The 20,817-nt window shown below is 60.7% G+C and carries 25 protein-coding genes; 13 read left to right on the top strand and 12 right to left on the bottom strand.

Features of this window, described 5'->3' with window-relative positions:
* Window positions 1-81: 81 nt before the first annotated feature.
* The 3 genes from BLV27_RS05590 to BLV27_RS05580 are packed head-to-tail and all read left to right on the top strand — an operon-like array spanning window position 82 to window position 3,390.
* Window positions 82-780: a type 1 glutamine amidotransferase gene (locus tag BLV27_RS05590; RefSeq protein ID WP_092643683.1), complete on the top strand. Its 699-nt coding sequence runs from the start codon at window positions 82-84 to the stop codon at window positions 778-780.
* On the top strand, window positions 767-2,128 hold the full coding sequence (locus BLV27_RS05585) for a glutamine synthetase family protein (protein ID WP_092643680.1): 1,362 nt from the start codon (window positions 767-769) through the stop codon (window positions 2,126-2,128). The genes BLV27_RS05590 and BLV27_RS05585 overlap by 14 nt, the downstream gene beginning before the upstream one ends.
* Window positions 2,125-3,390 carry an NAD(P)/FAD-dependent oxidoreductase gene (locus tag BLV27_RS05580; protein WP_092643677.1) on the top strand — a complete coding sequence of 422 codons (1,266 nt, stop codon included), beginning with the start codon at window positions 2,125-2,127 and terminating at the stop codon, window positions 3,388-3,390. Before BLV27_RS05585 ends, BLV27_RS05580 begins: the two co-directional genes overlap by 4 nt.
* Window positions 3,391-3,416: 26 nt before the next feature.
* On the opposite strand, the gene BLV27_RS05575 is transcribed toward BLV27_RS05580, so the two are convergent.
* The 3 genes from BLV27_RS05575 to thyX are packed head-to-tail and all read right to left on the bottom strand — an operon-like array spanning window position 3,417 to window position 5,645.
* Complete coding sequence (locus BLV27_RS05575) at window positions 3,417-3,863, bottom strand: Panacea domain-containing protein (protein WP_170831359.1); 447 nt, start codon at window positions 3,861-3,863, stop codon at window positions 3,417-3,419.
* The gene (locus tag BLV27_RS19005) at window positions 3,856-4,743 is read right to left on the bottom strand and encodes a hypothetical protein (RefSeq protein ID WP_139176558.1); all 888 of its coding nucleotides are present in this window, start codon (window positions 4,741-4,743) and stop codon (window positions 3,856-3,858) included. The genes BLV27_RS05575 and BLV27_RS19005 overlap by 8 nt, the downstream gene beginning before the upstream one ends.
* Window positions 4,740-5,645: an FAD-dependent thymidylate synthase gene (gene thyX, locus BLV27_RS05570; RefSeq protein WP_092643671.1), complete on the bottom strand. Its 906-nt coding sequence runs from the start codon at window positions 5,643-5,645 to the stop codon at window positions 4,740-4,742. The genes BLV27_RS19005 and thyX overlap by 4 nt, the downstream gene beginning before the upstream one ends.
* 167 nt (window positions 5,646-5,812) lie before the next feature.
* On the opposite strand from thyX, the gene BLV27_RS05565 reads away from it, so the two are divergent.
* Together BLV27_RS05565 and BLV27_RS05560 are read left to right on the top strand one after the other, a co-directional pair.
* Window positions 5,813-6,247, top strand: coding sequence for a VOC family protein (locus BLV27_RS05565; RefSeq protein ID WP_092643668.1), 435 nt, complete (start codon window positions 5,813-5,815; stop codon window positions 6,245-6,247).
* Window positions 6,248-6,556: 309 nt separating this feature from the next.
* Window positions 6,557-6,925, top strand: a complete 369-nt coding sequence (locus tag BLV27_RS05560; RefSeq protein WP_139176557.1) for a hypothetical protein — start codon at window positions 6,557-6,559, stop codon at window positions 6,923-6,925.
* Between the two features lie 21 nt (window positions 6,926-6,946).
* On the opposite strand, the gene BLV27_RS05555 is transcribed toward BLV27_RS05560, so the two are convergent.
* Window positions 6,947-7,303 (bottom strand): Mth938-like domain-containing protein, encoded by a 357-nt coding sequence (locus BLV27_RS05555; protein WP_092643662.1) that lies wholly within the window; start codon window positions 7,301-7,303, stop codon window positions 6,947-6,949.
* Window positions 7,304-7,450: 147 nt separating this feature from the next.
* Here BLV27_RS05555 and BLV27_RS05550 point away from each other — a divergent pair, with 147 nt between their 5' ends.
* On the top strand, window positions 7,451-7,633 hold the full coding sequence (locus BLV27_RS05550) for a hypothetical protein (protein WP_092643659.1): 183 nt from the start codon (window positions 7,451-7,453) through the stop codon (window positions 7,631-7,633).
* 487 nt (window positions 7,634-8,120) lie between these two features.
* Here the strand turns inward: BLV27_RS05550 and BLV27_RS05545 are convergent, their stop codons facing one another.
* From BLV27_RS05545 to yajC, 4 genes are read right to left on the bottom strand one after another with little or no spacing between them, the layout of a single operon-like run.
* A complete protein-coding gene (locus tag BLV27_RS05545; protein ID WP_170831358.1) occupies window positions 8,121-8,864 on the bottom strand; it encodes a sulfite exporter TauE/SafE family protein in 744 nt (247 codons plus the stop codon).
* Window positions 8,865-8,871: 7 nt separating this feature from the next.
* The gene (gene secF, locus BLV27_RS05540) at window positions 8,872-9,837 is read right to left on the bottom strand and encodes a protein translocase subunit SecF (RefSeq protein ID WP_092643653.1); all 966 of its coding nucleotides are present in this window, start codon (window positions 9,835-9,837) and stop codon (window positions 8,872-8,874) included.
* A gap of 1 nt (window position 9,838) precedes the next feature.
* Window positions 9,839-11,506 (bottom strand): protein translocase subunit SecD, encoded by a 1,668-nt coding sequence (secD, locus tag BLV27_RS05535; protein WP_092643650.1) that lies wholly within the window; start codon window positions 11,504-11,506, stop codon window positions 9,839-9,841.
* Window position 11,507: 1 nt separating this feature from the next.
* A complete protein-coding gene (yajC, locus tag BLV27_RS05530; protein WP_092643648.1) occupies window positions 11,508-11,828 on the bottom strand; it encodes a preprotein translocase subunit YajC in 321 nt (106 codons plus the stop codon).
* Between the two features lie 169 nt (window positions 11,829-11,997).
* On the opposite strand from yajC, the gene serS reads away from it, so the two are divergent.
* Complete coding sequence (serS, locus tag BLV27_RS05525; protein ID WP_092643645.1) at window positions 11,998-13,290, top strand: serine--tRNA ligase; 1,293 nt, start codon at window positions 11,998-12,000, stop codon at window positions 13,288-13,290.
* Between the two features lie 30 nt (window positions 13,291-13,320).
* Here serS and BLV27_RS05520 read toward each other — a convergent pair whose 3' ends face one another.
* Entirely contained in the window at window positions 13,321-14,016 is a 696-nt protein-coding gene (locus BLV27_RS05520; protein ID WP_092643643.1) for an HAD family hydrolase, read from the bottom strand.
* A gap of 79 nt (window positions 14,017-14,095) precedes the next feature.
* Here BLV27_RS05520 and clpS point away from each other — a divergent pair, with 79 nt between their 5' ends.
* The 3 genes from clpS to BLV27_RS05505 are packed head-to-tail and all read left to right on the top strand — an operon-like array spanning window position 14,096 to window position 16,246.
* The gene (gene clpS, locus BLV27_RS05515) at window positions 14,096-14,440 is read left to right on the top strand and encodes an ATP-dependent Clp protease adapter ClpS (protein ID WP_092643640.1); all 345 of its coding nucleotides are present in this window, start codon (window positions 14,096-14,098) and stop codon (window positions 14,438-14,440) included.
* Window positions 14,441-14,456: 16 nt separating this feature from the next.
* Entirely contained in the window at window positions 14,457-15,437 is a 981-nt protein-coding gene (locus BLV27_RS05510) for a class I SAM-dependent methyltransferase (protein WP_092643637.1), read from the top strand.
* Window positions 15,434-16,246 carry an SDR family NAD(P)-dependent oxidoreductase gene (locus tag BLV27_RS05505; protein WP_092643634.1) on the top strand — a complete coding sequence of 271 codons (813 nt, stop codon included), beginning with the start codon at window positions 15,434-15,436 and terminating at the stop codon, window positions 16,244-16,246. Before BLV27_RS05510 ends, BLV27_RS05505 begins: the two co-directional genes overlap by 4 nt.
* Before the next feature lie 319 nt (window positions 16,247-16,565).
* On the opposite strand, the gene BLV27_RS19530 is transcribed toward BLV27_RS05505, so the two are convergent.
* Window positions 16,566-16,832, bottom strand: a complete 267-nt coding sequence (locus tag BLV27_RS19530) for a hypothetical protein (RefSeq protein WP_211605482.1) — start codon at window positions 16,830-16,832, stop codon at window positions 16,566-16,568.
* Between the two features lie 108 nt (window positions 16,833-16,940).
* Between BLV27_RS19530 and BLV27_RS05495 the strand changes: the two genes are divergently transcribed.
* On the top strand, window positions 16,941-18,563 hold the full coding sequence (locus BLV27_RS05495; protein ID WP_092643628.1) for a peptide chain release factor 3: 1,623 nt from the start codon (window positions 16,941-16,943) through the stop codon (window positions 18,561-18,563).
* A 140-nt stretch (window positions 18,564-18,703) separates the two neighbouring features.
* Here BLV27_RS05495 and BLV27_RS05490 read toward each other — a convergent pair whose 3' ends face one another.
* Window positions 18,704-18,919 (bottom strand): hypothetical protein, encoded by a 216-nt coding sequence (locus BLV27_RS05490; protein WP_092643624.1) that lies wholly within the window; start codon window positions 18,917-18,919, stop codon window positions 18,704-18,706.
* Window positions 18,920-19,222: 303 nt separating this feature from the next.
* On the opposite strand from BLV27_RS05490, the gene BLV27_RS05485 reads away from it, so the two are divergent.
* Both BLV27_RS05485 and BLV27_RS19525 read left to right on the top strand, forming a co-directional pair.
* Window positions 19,223-19,591, top strand: a complete 369-nt coding sequence (locus BLV27_RS05485; RefSeq protein ID WP_092643621.1) for a hypothetical protein — start codon at window positions 19,223-19,225, stop codon at window positions 19,589-19,591.
* A 275-nt stretch (window positions 19,592-19,866) separates the two neighbouring features.
* Window positions 19,867-20,202, top strand: a complete 336-nt coding sequence (locus BLV27_RS19525) for a hypothetical protein (RefSeq protein ID WP_211605481.1) — start codon at window positions 19,867-19,869, stop codon at window positions 20,200-20,202.
* A gap of 53 nt (window positions 20,203-20,255) precedes the next feature.
* Here the strand turns inward: BLV27_RS19525 and BLV27_RS05475 are convergent, their stop codons facing one another.
* Window positions 20,256-20,681, bottom strand: coding sequence for an OsmC family protein (locus tag BLV27_RS05475; RefSeq protein WP_092643615.1), 426 nt, complete (start codon window positions 20,679-20,681; stop codon window positions 20,256-20,258).
* Window positions 20,682-20,817 lie beyond the last annotated feature (136 nt).

Genomic DNA, 20,817 nt, shown 5'->3' with positions numbered 1-20,817 from the left:
CTTACGGAGCCCCGGGCCATATCTTGCACCCGAACCGGCCCCGGCATAGCGTCGCCCCGACACGAGCCAGAGGCCAATCACATGAAAATCGGCATCCTTCAAACCGGGCACATCGCACCCGAATTCCAACCCACGCGCGAGGATTTCGACACGATGTTCGCCCAGCTTCTGAATGGTTACGGCTTTGAATTCGTATCCTATGACGTTGAGAACATGGTCTTCCCCGAAGCCCCGCAAGACTGCGACGGCTGGCTGATCACCGGGTCCAGGCACGGGGTCTATGAGGATCACACCTTTATTGCGCCGCTGGAGCAGTTCATCCGCGACATCTATGTCGCCGACATCCCGCTGGTCGGGATTTGCTTTGGCCACCAGATCGTCGCACAGGCCTTGGGCGGGACAGTCGTCAAGTTCGACGGTGGCTGGGCCCTCGGTCGACACGAATATACCTTGGCGGGGGGGCAAACAGTCGTATTGAACGCTTGGCATCAGGATCAGGTCATCGCCCTCCCTGAAGTGGCCACCCGCCTCGCGGCAAGCCCATTCTGCGAGAATGCGATCCTGGCCTACGGAAACCGCGCCTTCACCGTGCAAGCGCATCCCGAATATTCCAATGACCTGATCCGCGACTACGTGACAGTGCGGCGCGGCACCGGCACCTATCCGGACGATAGGATGACACAGGCCGAGGCGAATACGACATTGCCCACCGACGATGCAAAACTGGCAAAGGCCATCGCCCAATTCTTTCTGACAAGGACATCCCATGTCGAAGCATGACTGGCTGAACCAAGCCCCCGAACACGCCCGCGAATACTTGGTGGGCCGCCGACTGGACGAAGTGGAATGTATCGTTGCCGACATGTCCGGCATCGCCCGCGGGAAGGCAATGCCCGCCGCCAAGTTCGCCAAGCAGAAGCATTTCTATCTTCCCAACTCGATCTTCCAGCAGACGATCACCGGCGAATGGGCCGATGACGGAGACACCGCGTTTCTGGAACCTGACATGGTTCTCACCCCGGATTTCGGGACGGCCTGCGCCGCCCCCTGGACCAACGACTGGACGATGCAGGTCATCCATCACATGCACGACCAACAGGGCGTGGCCGTGCCCACCGCACCGCGCAACGTGCTGCAACGGGTTGTGAGCCTGTACGAGGCTCGCGGCTGGACGCCCGTCGTTGCTCCCGAGATGGAGTTCTATCTTGTCGCGCGCAACATCGATCCGACCCAGCCCGTCCTGCCGCCGATGGGCAGATCAGGACGCCGTGCCGCCGCACGCCAAGCCTACTCGATGTCTGCCGTGGACGAATACGGCAAGGTCATCGACGATATCTACGACTTCGCAGAGGCTATGGGTCTGGAGATCGACGGCATTCTCCAGGAAGGCGGGGCCGGGCAGGTGGAGATGAACCTGCGCCATGGAAACCCCGTGAAACTGGCCGACGAGATTTTCTATTTCAAGCGCCTCATCCGCGAGGCGGCACTGCGCCATGACTGCTACGCCACTTTCATGGCCAAGCCTATCCAGGACGAACCCGGCTCGGCCATGCACATGCATCACTCCATTATCGACCAAGCCACCGGCCAGAACCTGTTCGACGCAGGCGACGGCGGCGAAACCGCGGAATTCATGCACTTCATCGGTGGGATGCAGACGCACCTGCCGTCAGTCATCGCTCTGCTGGCACCCTATGTGAACAGCTACCGCCGCTACGTCCGGGACTTTGCGGCACCGATCAACCTGGAATGGGGCCGCGACAACCGCACCACCGGCCTGCGCGTCCCCGTCTCGGAGCCCGAGGCCAAGCGCGTGGAAAACCGCATCGCGGGCATGGACTGCAACCCTTACCTGGGTATCGCGGCGTCGCTGGCTTGCGGCTACCTCGGCCTCGTCAAAAAGATCGAGCCTGCGGCGCAATTTGCGGGCGATGCCTATGACTCCGCAGACGGGATTCCACGCGACCTGTCGACCGCGCTCGACCTCTTTGATCAGGCGACAGAAATCCACGAGGTTCTGCACCCCCATTTCTGCTCGGTCTATTCGTCAGTCAAGCGGATGGAGAACGGTGCCTTCCTCCAAGTGATCTCCCCGTGGGAGCGAGAGCATCTACTGCTCAACGTATGACTTGGTTACACGCAAACGGCGATCGCGGCACATGGCCCGGCACACTCTATGCCGATCACGTCGACCTGCCCGCCCCCTTTCCCGCGCTGCACGGACGGCATGCCTGTGACCTTGTGGTCATCGGTGCGGGGCTGACGGGACTTTCTGCCGCGCTGCATGCGGCCCGGCGCGGACTGTCGGTGATTGTGCTGGAGGCGCAGCGCGTCGGTTGGGGGGCTTCGGGTCGAAATGGCGGGCAGCTCGGCTCCGGCTTCAACTGGTCGCAGCGCAAGCTGGAGAGAAAGCTCGGCCCCCAGACGGCCCACGCCCTCTGGGACATGGCGGAGGAGGCCAAGGCCGACGCGCGCGGCTTCATAGACGACGCGGGGTATCGCCCCGGTATCATTTCGGCCTGCCTGACGCGCGGCGAATTCACCGACGCCTTGCGCAACAACGACTGGATGGCCGCGCACTACGGCACCGACTCCCAACCTCTGGACGCGGCGCAAATGGCTTCGGTCACCGGCTCCACGCTCTATACCGGCGGGGTGCTGGACCGGACTGCGCTGGTCTGCAATCCGCTGGCCTACACGCTCAACCTGATGCGCGCCTGCCTCGACGCGGGCGTCGAGATCCATGAGCAGTCCGAAGTTCACCGCCTGACCGGCACCACCGTGGCCACCGCCCAAGGGGCCGTCACCGCCCGCAATGTGGTGCAGGCCACCAACGGCTATTCCCCTTGGCTGACGGACAGTACGGCGGCGCGGGTGCTACCGATCAACAACTACATCGCCGTGACCGAGCCGCTGCCCGACTTCGCCCACCGTGGTCCCTACGCCGTGGCCGACAGCCGCTTCGTGGTAAATTACTTCTGGTGGACCGATGACGCGCGGCTGATCTTCGGCGGCGGGGAAAGCTATGGCCGCCGCTTTCCGTCCGATATCCGGGGCAAGGTCCGCGCCAACCTCGCCCGCGTCTACCCCGATCTGGCGGGCGTCTCCCTGCCCCACGCCTGGGGCGGCACCCTCGCCGTCACCGCGTCCCGCCTGCCCTATGTGGCCGAGGTCGCGCCGGGCGTGTTCTCCGCCGGGGGCTACTCGGGCCACGGCCTCGCGCTGGCCGGTCTGTTCGGAAAAGTCTGCGCCGAGGCCGTCGCGGGCGATCGCACCCGCTTCGACCTGCTCCGCGCCCTGCCCGTGCCCGCACTGCCAGGGGGGCGCGTGCTCGGGCCATGGATGGCGCAGGCGGGAATGCTGTTTGGGGCGGTGCGGGATCGGGTTTAGTCGACACCCTTTATTACTACATCCATTTACACAAAACTATCTAGAGTCAAGAAAGTATATCGTTGCGATTTCTTTATAGGCGGAGTGTCATAGACGTGTTTTATAAATCCTTTCCAATAGAGTCCTCGAGTATCCTCTATTACAGCGTTCAATATTTCTTTCTCGCGAGAAGTTAAACGGGAACCGTTCTCACCGGTCCCTGAATATTGAAGCTCCTCTTTCATGTCGCCATACGCGTTTCTCGTAGACACTACCTTCAGTCGCGGATCACGCCTTGCAGCGTCAATTACGTCATCCACATAAGGTCCAAAATTATGGAAATACCACTTAATTTCGGTTAGCTGCCCCTTTCCAGCCTGAACAGACTTCCAATCGCTCAAATATACCAATTTTGTCACACGTGCTTTCGAAAGCTCGCTCTTATGCGGATACCGATCGGCAATATACGCAACCACATCAGCCAATTTACTCATCCGCAACTGCCATTGGGTATGCATCATGTGGGAAAGGGTTGAAGTCAGCATCAAGGACTGCCAAATGACTTACGAATCTAGATATGTTTTGGTCCTCCTGCGTTAATAAGGCCATTATGCCATCAACATTTAAGGCATCCGGATCCATGCATTCATAAACCACGACTCCCACTTGAAACCCAGTATTTAGGTCAGAAATTGTTTTACATACTATCTGCTGAGACGGCATTCGGGTGTTTAACCGCGGATTTTTAATGTTAGCAGATTCAAGGAAATTTTCAAGTTTAGCGACATATTCTTCAGAACCAAAGGCTTCCTCAGAACGGAAGTTCTGCAAAGCAGATGTCGCATACGCCAGACCAACGACACCCTCACTTACCGGAATGGCATCCCGTCCAGGCTCGTTGAATCGGTGTTGAGGGGCATGCCTAAAGATGTTTCTAAACATTTTGGTATCGGCATCGTGCAGGCGATATACTGTAACTCGACACCTTTCCGAGAAGCCGGTGCTTGTCTGCGTCAAAATATAACGCAGCGAGGACCGTAAGCTGGCATAGTAGCTTTCTTTTGTCTCACGGTGACCTTCAGTCTCCTCGTAGTAGTCTGTCTCTAATAGGTCATAGTTGTCGGACAACTTTTCAAAATCCCTTACTTTTTGACGGAATTCATGGCTCTTTACAACCGAGAGTATCCATAAAAATACTATTACTCCGAGCCATGGGAGCGGTGTTGTAAAATCAAGCGCTGACGACTTAGCAACTTCCACAATTCTGGCGTCGATAATGGAGGCTCTCCAAGGCAACCACCAAGAAATAAAAGCTGAAAAAAGAGCAAAAACGATGGAGGCAACATGCGAGCCAAGAAACCACCAGTTTTTCACCCAACAACCCCCATAAATTCCCGCCATTCCCCCTTGCTCATCCCCGAAGTCTCCTGCGTGACCCCCTCGCCCTTGAGCATGCGGCGCAGGCACTCGACCCCCTTGCCCGACAGTTGCGCGCCGCCGAGGCGGTAGTCTTCGAAAGCCCCGTACGACAGCGGCACCCAGTCCTTAATGATTTCGCAAATCTTCTCGGCGTAGACTCGGATCTCCATCTGCGCGTGGGCGTCGGCGCGCAGGCGCAGGAAGTGAAACAGATTGTGGAGGTCCACCTTCCAGTACCATTGCGTGTAGATATTCGCCGGCAGGTTCATCCGCGCCAACTCGCGCGCCAGCCCCTGTTGCCCATCCTGCCCGATCATCTCTTCGTAATGGTCGTAGGCGCGCGTGGAATCGTCGCGCAGCCAGTCCAGCACGCGCGCCGCTTCCTCCCCCGAAAGCGCCTCGCCCCGGCCCTGGTTGTTGACGACAGACTGCGCGGCAAGGTCTTCCGGCGCGGGAATATAGAACTCCCGGTCCAGGATCGAATAGCGGGCGGAGTATTCGTTCACATTGGCCGTCCGGTGCCGGATCCACTGGCGCGCCACGAAGACGGGCAGCTTCACGTGCAGCTTGATCTCGCACATCTCGAACGGGGTCGAATGCCAGTGCCGCATCAGGTAGCGGATCAGCCCCTCATCGTTCGACACCGCCTTGGTGCCCCGCCCGTAAGAGACGCGCGCGGCCTGGGTGATGGCGGAATCGTCACCCATGTAGTCGATGACCCGGACAAACCCGTGATCCAGCACTTGGTGCGCCGTATAGAGATGCGCCTCCATCCCCGGAACGGTGGCACGGCGCGTCTGATGCGATTGCGCGCGCTGGTCGTCGATTTCGGCCTGCTGTTCGGGGGAAAGGGGCATGTCGTGTCCTTCAGGATTCGGGGTTGCGCTCAAACTGGCCTGTGGGGCCGGTTGCCGCAACGGGCGTTTGCCGATTGGCCCCGCTTATGTGGACGCCGCCGCACACGCAGGGTTGCTGGCCACCAGCGATGCGTTAAATCTTGCCCCAGACAAACCAGGAGAAACAGATGCCCATCACCTATCTTCATACGATGGTCCGCGTGAAGGACCTCGAAAAATCGATGGCCTTTTACAAGATGCTGGGATTGGTCGAGCGGCGGAGATCCGAGAATGAGGGGGGGCGCTTCACGCTGGTCTTCATGTGCCCGCCGGATCAGGCCGATGGCCACGCGGATGTGGAGTTGACCTATAACTGGGACGGCGACGACGCCCTTCCCGACGACAGTCGGCATTTTGGCCACCTGGCCTATACCGTGGATGACATCTACGAGACCTGCCAGATGCTGATGGACAACGGGGTTATCATCAACCGCCCCCCGCGCGACGGGCACATGGCCTTTGTGCGCAGCCCCGACAACATTTCGGTCGAATTGCTGCAAGCAGGCGACAAAAAGGCACCCAAGGAACCTTGGGCGTCGATGGCGAATACTGGGCACTGGTAGCACCTCAGAAAATTCCCATTTTGAAACAAGGGGTTTCATGACAAATGAAGCCCCTTTCGTGCAGTCCGTGAAATCAGGCAAGCATTCCTAAACTTGTCTACGATTGCCCTGATCACGCCAGAAAATGATACTTGCACCATCACTTTCAAGCCTCAATCCAACGTGACAAAGGAATAAATTCGACAGGAGAAGAACCCGATGTTTGCAGCGCCGACGACGATCAAAACCTTTCGTGTTTTCGCCCAAGAAGAGCGCGGCGCTATCTCTTTAGATTTTGTCGTATTGACTGGCGCGGCTGCCGCAATGGCGATGGCCGGAATGGCGGCCTTCTCGGCCGAGATTGGCTTTATATCGGGTGAAGTCGCAGCCGGTACGCAGCACCGGGACTCGCGCCCATCCTATGCCTACCGCGCTCACGATCGCGAAACCTATGTCCGCTACATGACAGCTGTCTCGTCTCTCTCGACCAATGATCTGGACGTCCTGTCGGCTTGGGGAAACGCGACGCGTCAGGCGCAAGACGAATTGACCGACCCCGTAGCCGTAAAATTTTTCGAAGACTTCGACAACGCGATTACGACCGCATACGCCCGCCGCGAATTATCGCGTGGCGAGGGCAAGGAATATGACCCGTACGATCTTGAGCGCGTGTCGCGGATGCTTGGATTTTCGTCCTAAATCTTCCACCCACAGATAGGGTCAGGTGACCGGCAGGACCGCCGCCGCGACACGCCGCCCCTCCCCGACGAGAACATTATATGTTCGGCAGGCCGCCGGCGTGTTCATTACCTCAAGTCCCAGACCAGCCGCTTCGACACCGGCTTGCAGATCACTGGGGACGTGTTCGATTTCAGTCCCGGTCCCAATGAAAATGACGTCGATTTCTGACGCTAAGCGGGTGAGCGCAACCGCATCGGAGTAGCCCCCCCAGCTTGCCCAGCCAGCCGAATGAAGGACGACCGGTCCTTCGACGACGTCTCCTCCAATTCGAAAAAAGCCCGGTCCGTAGCCGTCAAACGGGCGGACACCGTCAAAGTCCATTTCTGTAAGATTCATCAATTGATCCTTCCTATCGTGGTCGATTATCCGCATTCTCCGGTTTCGTAGCCCGTGCCGCAACGGTGCCGCGGGATCAAGGTCGGATTTTAACCACATTTCCGCACTATTTTTGCCATATTCAACTTTGTTTTACTGAGGTGCTTTATGCCCCTGCGTCATTTCCTCGCGTCCGAAAGCGGTGCCGTCACCGTCGATTGGGTCGTGCTAACGGCTGCGTTGGTGGGCATTGGCATGTCGGTCCTGTCGGTCGTATCAGGCGGGGTCGAAAGCCTTGCCAGCGAAATCGCGCAGTTCCTGGCAAACATCGAAATCAAGACCCGTTTCTGATTGGGCGGCTCCGCCAAGGGATTTCGGCTTGAGGGGAACTTGACCCCGAAAAAAGAAGCCGACGATAAGGAACGCCCGGCTTAGCGATACGCCTGTTATGGCCGCCACAAGATGCACGTATCTCGCATACAATGAGGAAGAAATGATTGCCTGCGACAGATGCGGTCGGAAGCGAGCCATCTGCATGCTTATTTCCATGACGGTTCCGCAGCCGCCCTACCTGCGCTGGTCTATGGAGTTTTTGCCTGACCGCCGCCACGTCCGAATTTTGAACCTCATCCGAGACTCCCGTCGGAATTGCTTGGCGATGCAGGATGGTTCCGGGAAGAGCATGAGTGGCACCTGTGTGGGAGCGGCACCCACGACGCCCACCAAACGAGCGTTTGGCGAGCGCAGTCCGTGAAAGTGCCTTCGAAGTTCAAGAGACGACCACGACCTAAACAAGCCTAGTTCATGCATGCTACCCGTTTGCGAGGACAGGTCATCATCATATTGGCAGCGCGAGGAGCGCAGCCCCAACGATCAAAACATAAGCAACAACGCGATAGGCGCGATCATTGCCATTGCCAGCCCCGAAAACCCGCGCACCCAACCAATTCGCGAGCAGGTAGAGCGGGACCAAAGTGCCCCCTAGAAGAACCGGCTCCAACGATAAGCGTCCCGAAGCGAAGAGGACGGTTCCGAATATCCCGTCCCATGCGACCAGAAACATCATCAGGTTCGCCCTGATCACCTTGGCTGGAAGCGGAGCGGACATGTAGATGAGAATTACCGGCGGCCCGGCGAGACCGGACACCCCACCGAGAAACCCCGACAGACCGCCTGCTGCGACCGTTACAACGGGAGTCATCCGCCCGGACCAGCGCCAACCCGATGCCATCAGGATCACAGTCACAAGGCAGAGGCCGGCGACCAACCAGCGAAATACTTCCGCTGGCATACGATCGAGCAACCATAACCCCGGCAGAAGGGTCAACGCGGCGGTGCCCGCCAAGACTGCGACTTGTCGGGGCCGCCCATCACGAAAAGCGCGCGGGATGTTCGGAAGCGGCCCGATCAAATCCATGACGGTTAGGGTCACAAGCACCCAAAGCGGCGGAAGCGACAGTGACGCCAGCGGCACATAGATCAGGGCGGTGCCGAACCCGGAAAATCCGCGGACCAATCCTGCCAGAGCCGCAACGCCAGCCAACCAGCACAGGTCGCCAGCGGAGAGGCCGAACGCGGTCAATTGCCCGTCAGGCGTCGATGTTCGCGAATTGGGTGCCCGCGTCAGACGGCTTCTTTGGGTCGCGGTTGATGCCCAGCATCAGCACAACGTTCTTGGCCACGTAGACCGATGAATAGGTCCCCACGACAACGCCCCAGAGAATCGCGAACACGAAACCCCTGATTACATCTCCGCCCAGTACGATGAGCGCCACGAGAGCAAGCAAGGTCGTGCCCGACGTCATCAACGTCCGCGACAGGGTCTCGTTCACCGACCGGTTCATCACATCGATCAAGGGCGTTTTCTTGAACTTGATCAGATTTTCGCGAAGCCGGTCGAAGATCACGACGGTATCGTTGATTGAGTATCCGATGATCGTCAGCAGCGCCGCGATCGTCGCCAGATCAAAGCGGATCTGGAGCAGGCTGAACACGCCGATCGTCAGGATAACGTCGTGAAAAAGGGCGGCGACCGCGCCGACCGAGAACTGCCACTCAAACCTCAGCCAGATGTAGAACAGGATCGCCACCAAAGATGTGGCCACGGCCAAGAGGGCGGTGGTTATCAACTCGCCCGAGACCTTGGGCCCTACGGACTCAACCGATGGGAAGGTGATCGACGGATCGACGGCTTGCAACGCTGCCTCAACCGCCGCGATTGTTTCAGGCGTCACCGCTTCAGCACCGTCTTGCGCCTGGATGCGGACCAGGGCCACGTTCTGATCGGCTGCGAAGGTGGGGTCAAAGACCTCGGTGATCGCGACGTCGCCCAGGCCAAGCGGCGTCAGGGCGTCACGGTAGGTGCCGACGTCCACAGCCTGCGTCGATTCCGTGCGGATGGTCGTGCCGCCAAGGAAGTCGATGCCAAAGTTCAGGCCGACAGTGAGCCAGATGATGAGCGACGCGATCATTGCGACGACAGAGGCACCGAAGGTGAACTTCCGGTACTTCATGAAATCCCAGTTGGTCTCCAGCGGGACGAGTTTCAGGCGCATGTCAGACCTCGATCTGCTTGGGGCGGCGGCGTTCAAACCAGAACACGATCAACAGGCGCGTCACGAAGATCGCAGTGAAGACAGATGTCAGAATTCCGATTCCGAGGGTCACGGCGAAGCCCCGCACCGGGCCGGAGCCCAGCGTGAACAGGATCACGGCGACGATAAAGGTGGTGATGTTCGCGTCCACGATGGCGGAGAGCGCGCGCTCATAGCCCAGGGCAATGGCACGTGCGGGACCGCGGGCCGTCTTGAGCTCCTCCCGGATGCGCTCGAATACCAGCACGTTGGCGTCGACCGCCATGCCGATGGTCAGCACGATCCCCGCGATTCCGGGAAGTGTCAGCGTCCCCCCGATAAGCGAAAGCACCCCGAAGATGAGTGCCACGTTAATGCCTAGCGCGATCGTGGCGAAGGCTCCGAACAGGCCATAGCTCAGGATCATGAAGACGACGACGGCTGCCATCGCCACCAGCGACGCGATCTTGCCAGCGTCGATGCTGTCCTGCCCCAATTCGGGGCCGACGGTGCGTTCTTCCAAGAATTCCATACCGGCCGGCAAGGCACCCGCGCGCAGCAGAATGGCCTGACGGTTTGCTTCCTCAACAGAAAAGTTGCCGGTGATCTGGCCCGATCCGCCGGGGATCGGCTCGTTGATGCGGGGCGCGGTCACGACTTCGTTGTCCAGCACGACCGCGAAAAGCGCGCCGACATTTTCTGCGGTATAAACACCGAAGGCGCGCGCGCCGGCAGGGTTGAAGCGGAATGTCACAGCAGGCTGCCCGCGCTGATCGAAAGCGGGCTGGCTGTCGGTCAGGTCGTCGCCGGTGACGACGGGGGTTCGCTCCAAAATGTAATAGATGCCCGGATCATCCAGCGACGGGGCCAGAAGTTCTTCGCCCCCGACGCGCTCGGTTCCGTCTGTCGTCTGGCGGATCACCGGATGGAAGGTCAGTTTCGCCGTGGTTCCGATTAGCTCCTTAAGTTCCTGCGCCGAGCCGATGCCCGGCACCTGGATCAGGATGCGGTCATTGCCCTGCCGCTGAATAGTCGGTTCCCGCGTTCCAGCCTCGTCCACGCGACGGCGAATGATTTCAAGTGATTGCGCCATCGTCCGGTCATCGGTGGCGGCCCGTTCGGCATCCGACAAGCGCAGCGTCACGATGTCACCCGCGCCCGACACGTCAATGTCGGTCTGACCCACACCGGACAACGAGACGATAGGCTGCGCCAGACCGCGCACGGCGTCCACCGCGGCCTGAAGCCCGTCGGCGTTGGAAACGCGCACGCGCAATTCGTCCACGGGGCCGTCGCCCACGCGCCGGATGCCCCCCAGCTGATCGCGCAAATTGCGCAGGGTGTCGCGCACCTCGGGCCAGTAGCTGTCGATGCGGGAGGCATAAACATCCTCCAGCTGGACTTCGGCCAACAGGTGCGCACCGCCGCGCAGGTCCAGCCCCAGGTTGATCACCGACGACGGCAGGACGTCGGGCCATTGCTCCAGCCCGGCCTGCATCTCGTCGGTCATCACCGCGCCGCGTTCAATCGCGGTGACGGCGTCGTTATGGCGCTCGGCACGGGTATAGAAGACGTTGGGCAAGGCCATCGCCAAACCAGCAAGGCAGACGATCAGAATCGACAGCCGTTTCCAGAGCGCAATTTCGAGCATGTCAGGCGGCCGGATCGGTCTTGCTGAGAACCTGGGTGATCGTGGCGCGTACAACACGGACTTTCACGCCTTCGGCGATCTCGACCTCGACCTCGGCGTCGTCCTTGATCTTGACGACCTTTCCGATGACCCCGCCCTGCGTCACGACTTGGTCACCGCGGCGCAGACCTGCGATCAATGCCTTGTGTTCCTTCATTTTTTTCTGCTGAGGACGGATCAGGAGGAAGTACATGATCGCAAAGATCGCAATCAGGGGAACGAAGCTGCCGAACGTGCCGGCGACACCTCCGGCGGACTGGGCGTAGGCGGGGGTTACAAACATCAGAGATCCCTTGGTTGTCACGGGGTGTCGACGCACACCCCTTTTGAAGTCGCGGCAACCTATAAGCGCCATCTGGGGGGCGCAAGCGCGCGGCGCAACCTCTGGCACGGATCGCTGGCCTGTGGCATGTGGCCCCCAGGACACGAGCCCCGACACGAGCGAGCCCCCCATGCACGATATCCGACAGATCCGCGAAAACCCCGAAGCATTCGACGCCGCGCTGGCCCGGCGGGGGTTGGAGCCGATATCGGCGCACCTTCTCATTCTCGACGAACAGAGGCGCGCGCATATCCAACTCGCGGAAGGCGCGCTCGCTCAGCGAAATGCGGCTTCTAAGCAGGTCGGAGCCGCAAAGGCAGCCGGAGACGACGAGGGCTTCGAAAGGCTTCGCGCGACAATCGCAAAGAACAAAGAGAAGATCGCAGAGCTAGAAGAAGCTAGGCGGAATATCGAAGAACGACTCCGGCAATCGTTGCTGGAAATCCCGAACTTACCGGACGCCGACGTGCCCGACGGGGCGGATGAAGACGACAACGTCGAGGTGACCCGCTGGGGCACGCCCCGCGCGCTCGACTTCACCCCGGTGGAGCATTTCGAGATCACGGGCGTGAAACCCGGGATGGATTTCGAGACAGCCGCGAAACTGTCAGGTGCGCGGTTCGTGCTGCTGCGCGGGGCCGTCGCTCGCATCCACCGGGCGCTGGCGCAATTCATGCTCGACACCCACACCGAGGAAAACGGCCTTGTCGAGCACATGACGCCCGTTCTGGTGCGCGACGACGCGATGCTGGGCACCGACAAGCTGCCCAAGTTCGGCGATGACAGTTTTCTGACGCGCGAGGGGTACTGGCTGATCCCGACATCCGAAGTCACGCTGACCTATTCCATCGCGGGCGACATTCTGGACGAAGCCGCCCTGCCCCGCCGGATGGTGGCGCATACGCTCTGCTTCCGCTCGGAGGCCGGTTCGGCCGGCCGCGACACGTCGGGCATGTTGCGTCAGCACCAGTTCGAGAAGGTTGAGATGGTGTCGATCACCCACCCCGACCACAGCCGGGCAGAATTGGATCGCATGACCAATTGCGCCCAAGGTATCCTGGAAAAACTCGGCCTGCCGTATCGCACGGTGGTGCTGTGCACCGGCGATATGGGATTCGGCGCGCGACGGACGCACGACATAGAAGTCTGGCTGCCCGGCCAGGACACCTACCGCGAAATTTCAAGCTGCTCGACGACCGGCGACTTTCAGGCGCGGCGCATGAATGCACGGTTCAAACCCGCCGCGGGGGGCAAGCCGGAGTTCGTTCACACGCTCAATGGCTCGGGCCTCGCCGTGGGTCGCTGCCTGATCGCGGTGCTCGAAAACGGACAACGGGCAGACGGCTCGGTCATCTTGCCTGACGTGCTGGCCCCCTATCTGGGTGGCAAGATGACACTAGGGGCCGACGGCGTTCTGTCATGAAGGTGTCTGGTGGGCATTCTTTTGCCCACCCTACAGACCGGCGATAAGCTGCGGCAGTTCGGCAAGTGTTTTGATCCGGCGATAACGCGGTGCGGTCACGGGCTCCTCCGCCCACTCCAATTCCCATTCATGCTCCGACGGACAGAAGACGCCCCAGGCCCCGGCCTCGATCGCCGGGACAACATCGGATTTCATCGAATTCCCGACCATGAGCGCTTGGGCAGCGCCGTCGCCGTGAGCGTCGAATGCGCGACTGTAGGTTTCCGGGACTTTGTCCGACACGATCTCGATGCCGTCGAACAGGTCGCCTAACCCGCTCTCGGCCAATTTACGCTCTTGGTCCAGCAGGTCGCCTTTCGTAATCAGCACGAGCCTGTGGTCAACCGCCAGCGCTCGGACGCAGGCCTCCACCCCCGTCATCAAATCGACGGGGTGGCGCAACATCTTGCGACCGTCTGCGAGGATCTGCGACAGAACGGAGGCGGGAACGCGCCCCTCTGTCACCTCGATCGCGGTCTCGATCATCGAGAGGGTGAACCCCTTGATCCCGAATCCGTAATGCCCGAGGTTCCGCCGCTCGGCCTCCAGAAGACGGTCCATCAGGTGATCGGGGTCTGCGTAATCGGCCAGAAGGGCCGCGAATTTCGCCTGCGTTCCCTTAAAGAAGACCTCGTTATGCCAAAGTGTGTCGTCCGCATCGAACCCAATCGTCGTGATCGTCACAATCGCACCCCCTTTTCCTTTGCAGCCCTTTGCCTATATTGTGCCATCTATCCCGTCACCCCCAGACCCTGATGTGAGCGACATGCGTCCTGAGCCTTTCATGATGAGCGACACCCCGGACGACGGTGATGGCGACACAACCGTTGTCACCAAGACCACTCCGAAAACCGCGAAGCCGCCACTCTACAAGGTGCTGCTGCTGAACGACGACTACACACCGATGGAATTCGTGGTGATCGTTTTGGAGAAGTTTTTCGGGATCAATCATTCTCAGGCGGTCGAGATAATGCTGACCGTCCACAAAAAGGGTTTGGCCGTGGTCGGCGTCTTCAGCCACGAGATTGCGGAAACCAAGGTCGCGCAAGTCATGGATTTTGCCCGCCGCCATCAGCATCCGCTGCAATGCACGATGGAGAAGGAGGACTGACCCTCCGCCGCCCTACATGAACGAACGCCTGTCCCTGGCCCTTGCGGTCGAAGCTGTCTCCTTGCCTGAGGGTCGCATCCTGCTTTTGCGCCCGCCGTCCGACCTCCACCTGGAAGGGTTGCCGGGCGATCCGGTCGCTGTGCAGGGTTTCAAACCCGACCACGATGCCCTTGCCGCGCGCGGGCTCTCCGTTTCACCCGACCTAAATGGATCCCATGACGCCGCGGTTGTGTTCGTGGCCCGCGCCAAGGCGCTGACGTACGATCTGATCGCTCTGGCCTGTGCGCAGCTTCCCGAAGGCGCGACGATCGTTGTCGACGGACAGAAGGTCGATGGCGTCGACTCCGTTCTGCGCCACTGCCGCAAATTCTTCGACGTGGGCGAAGTCTACTCCAAAGCGCACGGCAAGACATTCTCCTTCCCGTCCAGTACCGCGCCGCACGGTTGGGCCGCGATGCCCGCGACCAAGGATGGGTTCGTCACGCGACCCGGTGTGTTTTCCGCCGACGGGATCGACGCCGGCTCCGCCCTGCTGGCCGAACATCTCACCGGCGTGTCGGGCCGGGTCTGCGATCTCGGGGCTGGCTGGGGCTACCTGTCCCGCGCCGTTCTCGCACAACCGGACGTCACGTCCTGCTCCCTAATCGAGGCCGAGCATGATGCACTCGATTGCGCGCGGGCCAACATCGACGATGCGCGCGCCACGTTCCATTGGGAGGATGCGACGCGCTGGACTGGAGGGGCCTTCGACGTTGTCGTCTCGAACCCGCCATTCCACACCGCGCGCAAGGCCGACCCGTCGCTGGGGCGGGCCTTTATCACCGCTGCCGCGCGCATTCTGACGCCGCAGGGACGACTGCTGATGGTAGCGAACCGGCATCTGCCCTATGAGGAAACGCTGAACGCCACGTTTGCCGAAGTCCGCGTCCTGACCGATCAGGGCGGATTCAAGGTGATCGAAGCGAAGAAACCCAAGCGCCAGCGGGGACGCAAATGACCAATTCCATCGAAGGCAAGACGGCCATCGTCACCGGGGCCGCGAATGGCGTCGGACTGGCCATTGCCCGGCATTTCGTTGAGCAGGGCGCGAACGTCATGTTCGCCGACCGCGACGAGGAACGCCTGACCGCCGAAGTTGGCGACGCACAGGTAGAGGATGGCGCGCGACTGCATTATTTTGCGGGCGACCTGCGTGAACGACTGACGATTGCAAACCTGCTGTCGGCAACCATCGACGCCTATGAGCGGGTCGATATACTGGTGAACGCCTCGCGTCAGATCATGGTGACGGACCCCTTGGACCCGGAAGACAACAGCGTCTCCATTCTTCTGGAACAGAACCTGATGACCGCGCTGCGACTGAGCCAGGCTGTCGCCAAGCGCATGATCCATCAGGCCAAGGAGGACGGGCGGGTCGAAGGGACAGTCGGCACGATTGTCAACATCAGCTCCATCGTCGGGCGACGGACCCAGCCGGATCTGCTGGCCTATTCGATCAGCGCCGCCGCGCTGGATCAGGCCACCCGCAGCCTTGCCGTCAATCTGGCGCGGGAGCGGATTCGCGTAAACGGGGTCGCGGTTGGCTCGGTCATGTCAGCAAACCTCACGACCCGGCTCGGAGAGACGGAAGGCCTGCGCAAGGCCATCGTCGAAGCGACGCCTATGGGCCGCATCGCTGCGCCGTCGGAACTTGCGGAAACCGTCCAGTTCCTGGCCTCCGAAGCGTCAGGCTTCATGACGGGACAGGTTCTGACCGTCGACGGCGGGCGCACCTTGATCGACCCGGTTGTCGAACCCGCGCATTGACCTTCTTAAACGGCTTGTGGGTCCAATCGCAGCCCTAGCAAGGTTACGGTTTCAGAGGCCATCCGAATGCAATTACGGATATCACGACGCTGTCGCTTTCTGCCGCGCTCCTGACACGGCTTCCCTCGACACGGTAGCGATACATCTTACACCGCATTACGCGCGGTGGAGTTCTGGGGCGAAGTTCTATGTGCCCTCGACTGTTGGCCCTGAAGGCACCGACGCCAGGCCGCGCGCCGACGATGGTGCCGTCGTCCAGAGCCTCGAGCCGAAGACATTGCTGCTGCCCGACTGGCGCGGCAACAAGCGCCTGGAAACGCTATGCGACATCGCGGCAAACCGACGGGCATCGCACATGTGCAAGTCCCCTGGCCGCGATACCGTGGTCCGGTCTGTGGTCCAACGTGCCGGCCTGGGTGCCCAGCCTGGGCAAACTTTTGGCCGAACAGACGAAGGCCAGATCGACGGTACCGTTCATGACGCCACGTGGTAGGGGCGGGCCAGCACGTCCCTCTGATGGCTGGGCCCGGTCGAAACGGGGCCGCTGCGCGACCGATAGGCCCGTGGAATCGCGAACTGCGCTCATGACGATCCTCCGGCACCTTGCCCCAGATCGGAAGGGCCAAATGCCGAGAAGTCGTTAACACCGCTTGCTTGATTGCGGCGGACCGTCGCCGCGCCTATATCCGCGTCCATGTCAGACAGCCCCCAGACCAACCGCGCCCCCCTGCCGCCCGAGATCGGGCGACGCAGAACATTCGCGATCATCAGTCACCCGGACGCCGGGAAAACCACCCTGACCGAGAAGTTCCTGCTCTACGGTGGCGCGATCCAAATGGCGGGCCAGGTGCGCGCCAAGGGCGAAGCGCGGCGCACGCGCTCGGATTTCATGAAGATGGAACAGGACCGGGGCATCTCGGTCAGCGCCTCTGCCATGTCGTTCGATTTTCACACCAAGGAGCGGGATTTCCGCTTCAACCTTGTCGACACGCCCGGTCACAGCGACTTTTCCGAAGACACCTATCGCACACTGACGGCCGTGGATGCGGCGGTCATGGTGATCGACGGGGCGAAGGGCGTCGAGAGCCAGACGCAAAAGCTCTTCGAGGTCTGTCGCATGCGCGACCTGCCGATCCTGACCTTCTGCAACAAGATGGACCGCGAAAGCCGCGACACCTTCGAGATCATCGACGAGATTCAGGAAAACCTCGCCATCGACGTGACGCCCGCGTCATGGCCCATCGGGGTGGGTCGCGAATTCATCGGCTGTTACGATCTGCTCCATGATCGGCTGGAACTGATGGATCGAGCCGATCGCAACAAGGTTGCAGAAACGATCAAAATTTCTGGCCTCGACGATCCCAAGCTGGCCGAGCATGTCCCCGCCAACCTGCTGGAGAAGCTGCGCGAGGAATTGGAGATGGCGCGGGAGCTGATGCCCGCGATGGATCACGCCGCATTCCTCGAAGGCTCACTGACACCGATCTGGTTCGGCAGCGCAATCAATAGCTTCGGCGTTCAAGAGCTGATGGCCGGGATCGCCGAATACGGCCCCGAACCACAACCCCAGCGCGCCAAGCCACGTCAGGTGGGGGCGGACGAAAAGGCCGTGACCGGCTTTGTCTTCAAGGTGCAGGCCAATATGGATCCCAAGCACCGCGACCGCGTGGCTTTTGTACGGCTGGCGTCCGGGCACTTCCAGCGCGGTATGAAAATGACCCATGTGCGCACCAAGAAACCCATGGCGATTTCAAACCCCGTGCTATTCCTCGCCGCCGACCGCGAATTGGCCGAAGAGGCCTGGGCCGGTGACATCATCGGCATCCCGAACCATGGCCAGCTGCGCATCGGCGACGCCCTGACCGAGGGAGAGGCCCTGCGCTTCACCGGCATCCCCAGCTTTGCGCCCGAACTTCTGCAGGGCGTGCGCGCGGGCGACCCGATGAAGGCCAAGCACCTAGAGAAGGCGTTGATGCAATTTGCCGAGGAAGGGGCGGCCAAGGTTTTCAAGCCAGCCATCGGCTCGGGCTTCATCGTTGGCGTCGTCGGTGCGCTGCAATTCGAGGTTCTGGCCAGCCGGATCGAGCTTGAATACGGCCTGCCCGTGCGCTTCGACAACTCGCAGTTCCAATCAGCCCGCTGGATCAGCGGCCCCAAGGATGCGGTCGATGAGGTCATCAAGAAGAACACACAGCATATCGCCCACGACAACGACGGCGACCCTGTCTTCCTGACCCGGCTTCAATGGGACATCGACCGAATCGAGCGCGACCATCCGGATGTCACCTTGTCCGCGACCAAGGAAATGATGGTGTAAACGAAACGCTTGTTGCAGTGGCGGTGTCTGCGGGAGGTGCCTCCGCGCAGCCGTTTGTCACCAGTGGCCTTTAGCCAGCCATGAAATGCGCCCGCCGGATCGCACCGACGGGCAAAGTCACAAGGTCGCTCAGGAGACCGTCAATTCCCGGCGTTTGCCGATCCCTGCGACTTGGTCGGTCCCCTGTCGGCGGGCCGATTTCCTTGGCTGCCCCCCAAAGTCTGCGCGGCACCGACGGTTTGGCCGGTACTGATTTCGGGCTGGCCTTCGTTTCGACCTTGGTCGTGGCCCTTGGCAAAGGCACCGGTCGCGGCAACGGCGCTGACGGCAGTCGCGGTCATGATGATACGAAACATAGTTTTCTCCTAGTTGAGCTGTTTAACATCAGAAGACACGGATCCGACGGGCCAAGGTTTCAAACTGATCGCAATTCGTACCGAGAAACTTCTTCGATTAACGGAGCAAACAAATCCAACGCTGTGTCAGGTCGCCTTGTAGAATGGGCTTGCGGCATGATTATCTGTGCCGTCAATTTGCGGCATGCACCGGGAATTGACCGAGGCGAACACATTGGAGAGCGAGTTGATATACACCTCTGACCATTCCGCGAACACCCAAGCGGGTCTCGCCGAAACCGAGCTTTGCCAAGGTCGACCCCGATGACAATTCCGCGCAGAATCGTTGCCGAAGCCCTCGGGCTGCCTGCGGATACTAATTCCTTGCCGCCCGGCGACCTGCCGCTCGACCGGTTCGCGGCCCGGCTGATCGGGTACCTTGGTACGCCTGACGCCGATGCGGAAACGCCGGACGCCTGGACCGGCGCGGTAATGGATCGGCTGATTTCCGACGATCCCGATCTCGCACTGGATGCCTTGGCTGAGGGCGCGCGGCTGGACGGGGCTGAAGTTTTGTCCGACGTGCTGGCAGACTTAGGTGAACGGGACGCGGCAACGTCCAGAATGATCGAAAAGCGGGCCGCGTCCGACCCGCGCCTCACCATGCTGATCGCGGCGACAGACGGGCAATGACGTACCCGAACCGGGTGCAGCCGGACGGTACATTTCTGGCGACCCCGGCACGAGGCACCCTTACCGGCAATCGCGGCGTCCTCCACGACGGCAACGGAATCGGAGCCGCGCGGTGGAGACACCGGGCTTGGGTTTGTTGTGAACTTTCCTACCGCGGGCGCTGGCGTCCGATTATGCCGTCAGGGCGTTGGACCGCCCTCTTCTTCTTGGATGAGGCGGTCGCAATGGCCGCAGGTCATCGGCCATGCGGACAATGCAGACGAGCGGATTACAAATTGTTCAGCGCCGCGTGGATGCGCGCCTTGGGTACCTGGCCCGACCCAAAGGCGGTCGACCGAAGCCTTCACACGTCCCGCGCCAGACCCGGCGCGCGGCTCCTTCGGACCCACGACGCGATGGGCGAAGCCCTGCCAGACGGCACGTTGTTCCGGCACGAGGGACAGGATTTCCTGAAATGGTCTGGCCACGCCTATCGGTACTCGCCCGACGGCTACGGTGTGGCCGTCCCGGTACCGAACGGGCGGGTTTGGGCGCTGACTTGTCCGGTGATGCAAGCGGTATTGGCGGCAGGCTATTGCCCCCGCCGCCACCCAAGCTTGATCGCGCGGTAGTCAGCCTATCCAATCAGGATTGACGCATGAGACCTCCGGCCATCCGGCAGATGTCAGACGACCTTCGCGTCCATTGTGATCTCTGCCGTCAGCAACTTGGAAATCGGGCAGTTCGCCTTTGCACCCTCAGCCGCCTGCATCACGGCTTCCTTGTCTGCACCGGGCACCGAGATCGTGACGTCGAGATGCGACTTGGTGACGGCAAAGCCGCCATTAACTTGATCGAGCGTTACGGTCGCCTTGGTATCGATCGCATCTGCGGTCATTCCCTCCTCGCCCAGCACCATCGACAGTGCCATGGAGAAGCAAGATGCATGTGCGGCAGCGACCATTTCCTCGGGGTTGGTCCCCGGCGCATCCTCGAACCGGGTGTTAAAGCCGTAGGGTTGATCCTTAAGCGCCCCGGACTCCATTGAGACGGTGCCTTTTCCGTCCTTCAGTCCACCTTGCCAATGTGCCGTTCCGTGGTTGTTGGGCATCGTACCCTCCTTGGTTGTGTTGTGGTGTCGTGAAGGGAACACAGCCGAAAGGTCTTGCGTTCCAAAATAAGTCGCAAACGGGCCAAGTTGACCGCGGTGGCCCCCTTTGCTATCGCAGCGACGCGGGATCAGCATG

The organism is Jannaschia faecimaris (assembly GCF_900107415.1).
Taxonomy (GTDB): Bacteria; Pseudomonadota; Alphaproteobacteria; order Rhodobacterales; family Rhodobacteraceae; genus Jannaschia; species Jannaschia faecimaris.
Note: the sequence above shows the minus strand (reverse complement) of the source record. Positions and strands in the feature narration are given on the sequence as shown.

Coding starts and splice junctions, on each gene's coding strand:
- BLV27_RS05590 (WP_092643683.1), top strand. CDS start 82: ATGAAAATCGGCATCCTTCAAACCGGGCACATCGCACCCGAATTCCAA.
- BLV27_RS05585 (WP_092643680.1), top strand. CDS start 767: ATGTCGAAGCATGACTGGCTGAACCAAGCCCCCGAACACGCCCGCGAA.
- BLV27_RS05580 (WP_092643677.1), top strand. CDS start 2,125: ATGACTTGGTTACACGCAAACGGCGATCGCGGCACATGGCCCGGCACA.
- BLV27_RS05575 (WP_170831359.1), bottom strand. CDS start 3,863: ATGAGTAAATTGGCTGATGTGGTTGCGTATATTGCCGATCGGTATCCG.
- thyX (WP_092643671.1), bottom strand. CDS start 5,645: ATGCCCCTTTCCCCCGAACAGCAGGCCGAAATCGACGACCAGCGCGCG.
- BLV27_RS05565 (WP_092643668.1), top strand. CDS start 5,813: ATGCCCATCACCTATCTTCATACGATGGTCCGCGTGAAGGACCTCGAA.
- BLV27_RS05560 (WP_139176557.1), top strand. CDS start 6,557: ATGGCCGGAATGGCGGCCTTCTCGGCCGAGATTGGCTTTATATCGGGT.
- BLV27_RS05555 (WP_092643662.1), bottom strand. CDS start 7,303: ATGAATCTTACAGAAATGGACTTTGACGGTGTCCGCCCGTTTGACGGC.
- BLV27_RS05550 (WP_092643659.1), top strand. CDS start 7,451: ATGCCCCTGCGTCATTTCCTCGCGTCCGAAAGCGGTGCCGTCACCGTC.
- secF (WP_092643653.1), bottom strand. CDS start 9,837: ATGCGCCTGAAACTCGTCCCGCTGGAGACCAACTGGGATTTCATGAAG.
- secD (WP_092643650.1), bottom strand. CDS start 11,506: ATGCTCGAAATTGCGCTCTGGAAACGGCTGTCGATTCTGATCGTCTGC.
- yajC (WP_092643648.1), bottom strand. CDS start 11,828: ATGTTTGTAACCCCCGCCTACGCCCAGTCCGCCGGAGGTGTCGCCGGC.
- serS (WP_092643645.1), top strand. CDS start 11,998: ATGCACGATATCCGACAGATCCGCGAAAACCCCGAAGCATTCGACGCC.
- clpS (WP_092643640.1), top strand. CDS start 14,096: ATGCGTCCTGAGCCTTTCATGATGAGCGACACCCCGGACGACGGTGAT.
- BLV27_RS05510 (WP_092643637.1), top strand. CDS start 14,457: ATGAACGAACGCCTGTCCCTGGCCCTTGCGGTCGAAGCTGTCTCCTTG.
- BLV27_RS05505 (WP_092643634.1), top strand. CDS start 15,434: ATGACCAATTCCATCGAAGGCAAGACGGCCATCGTCACCGGGGCCGCG.
- BLV27_RS19530 (WP_211605482.1), bottom strand. CDS start 16,832: ATGAGCGCAGTTCGCGATTCCACGGGCCTATCGGTCGCGCAGCGGCCC.
- BLV27_RS05495 (WP_092643628.1), top strand. CDS start 16,941: ATGTCAGACAGCCCCCAGACCAACCGCGCCCCCCTGCCGCCCGAGATC.
- BLV27_RS05490 (WP_092643624.1), bottom strand. CDS start 18,919: ATGTTTCGTATCATCATGACCGCGACTGCCGTCAGCGCCGTTGCCGCG.
- BLV27_RS05485 (WP_092643621.1), top strand. CDS start 19,223: ATGACAATTCCGCGCAGAATCGTTGCCGAAGCCCTCGGGCTGCCTGCG.
- BLV27_RS05475 (WP_092643615.1), bottom strand. CDS start 20,681: ATGCCCAACAACCACGGAACGGCACATTGGCAAGGTGGACTGAAGGAC.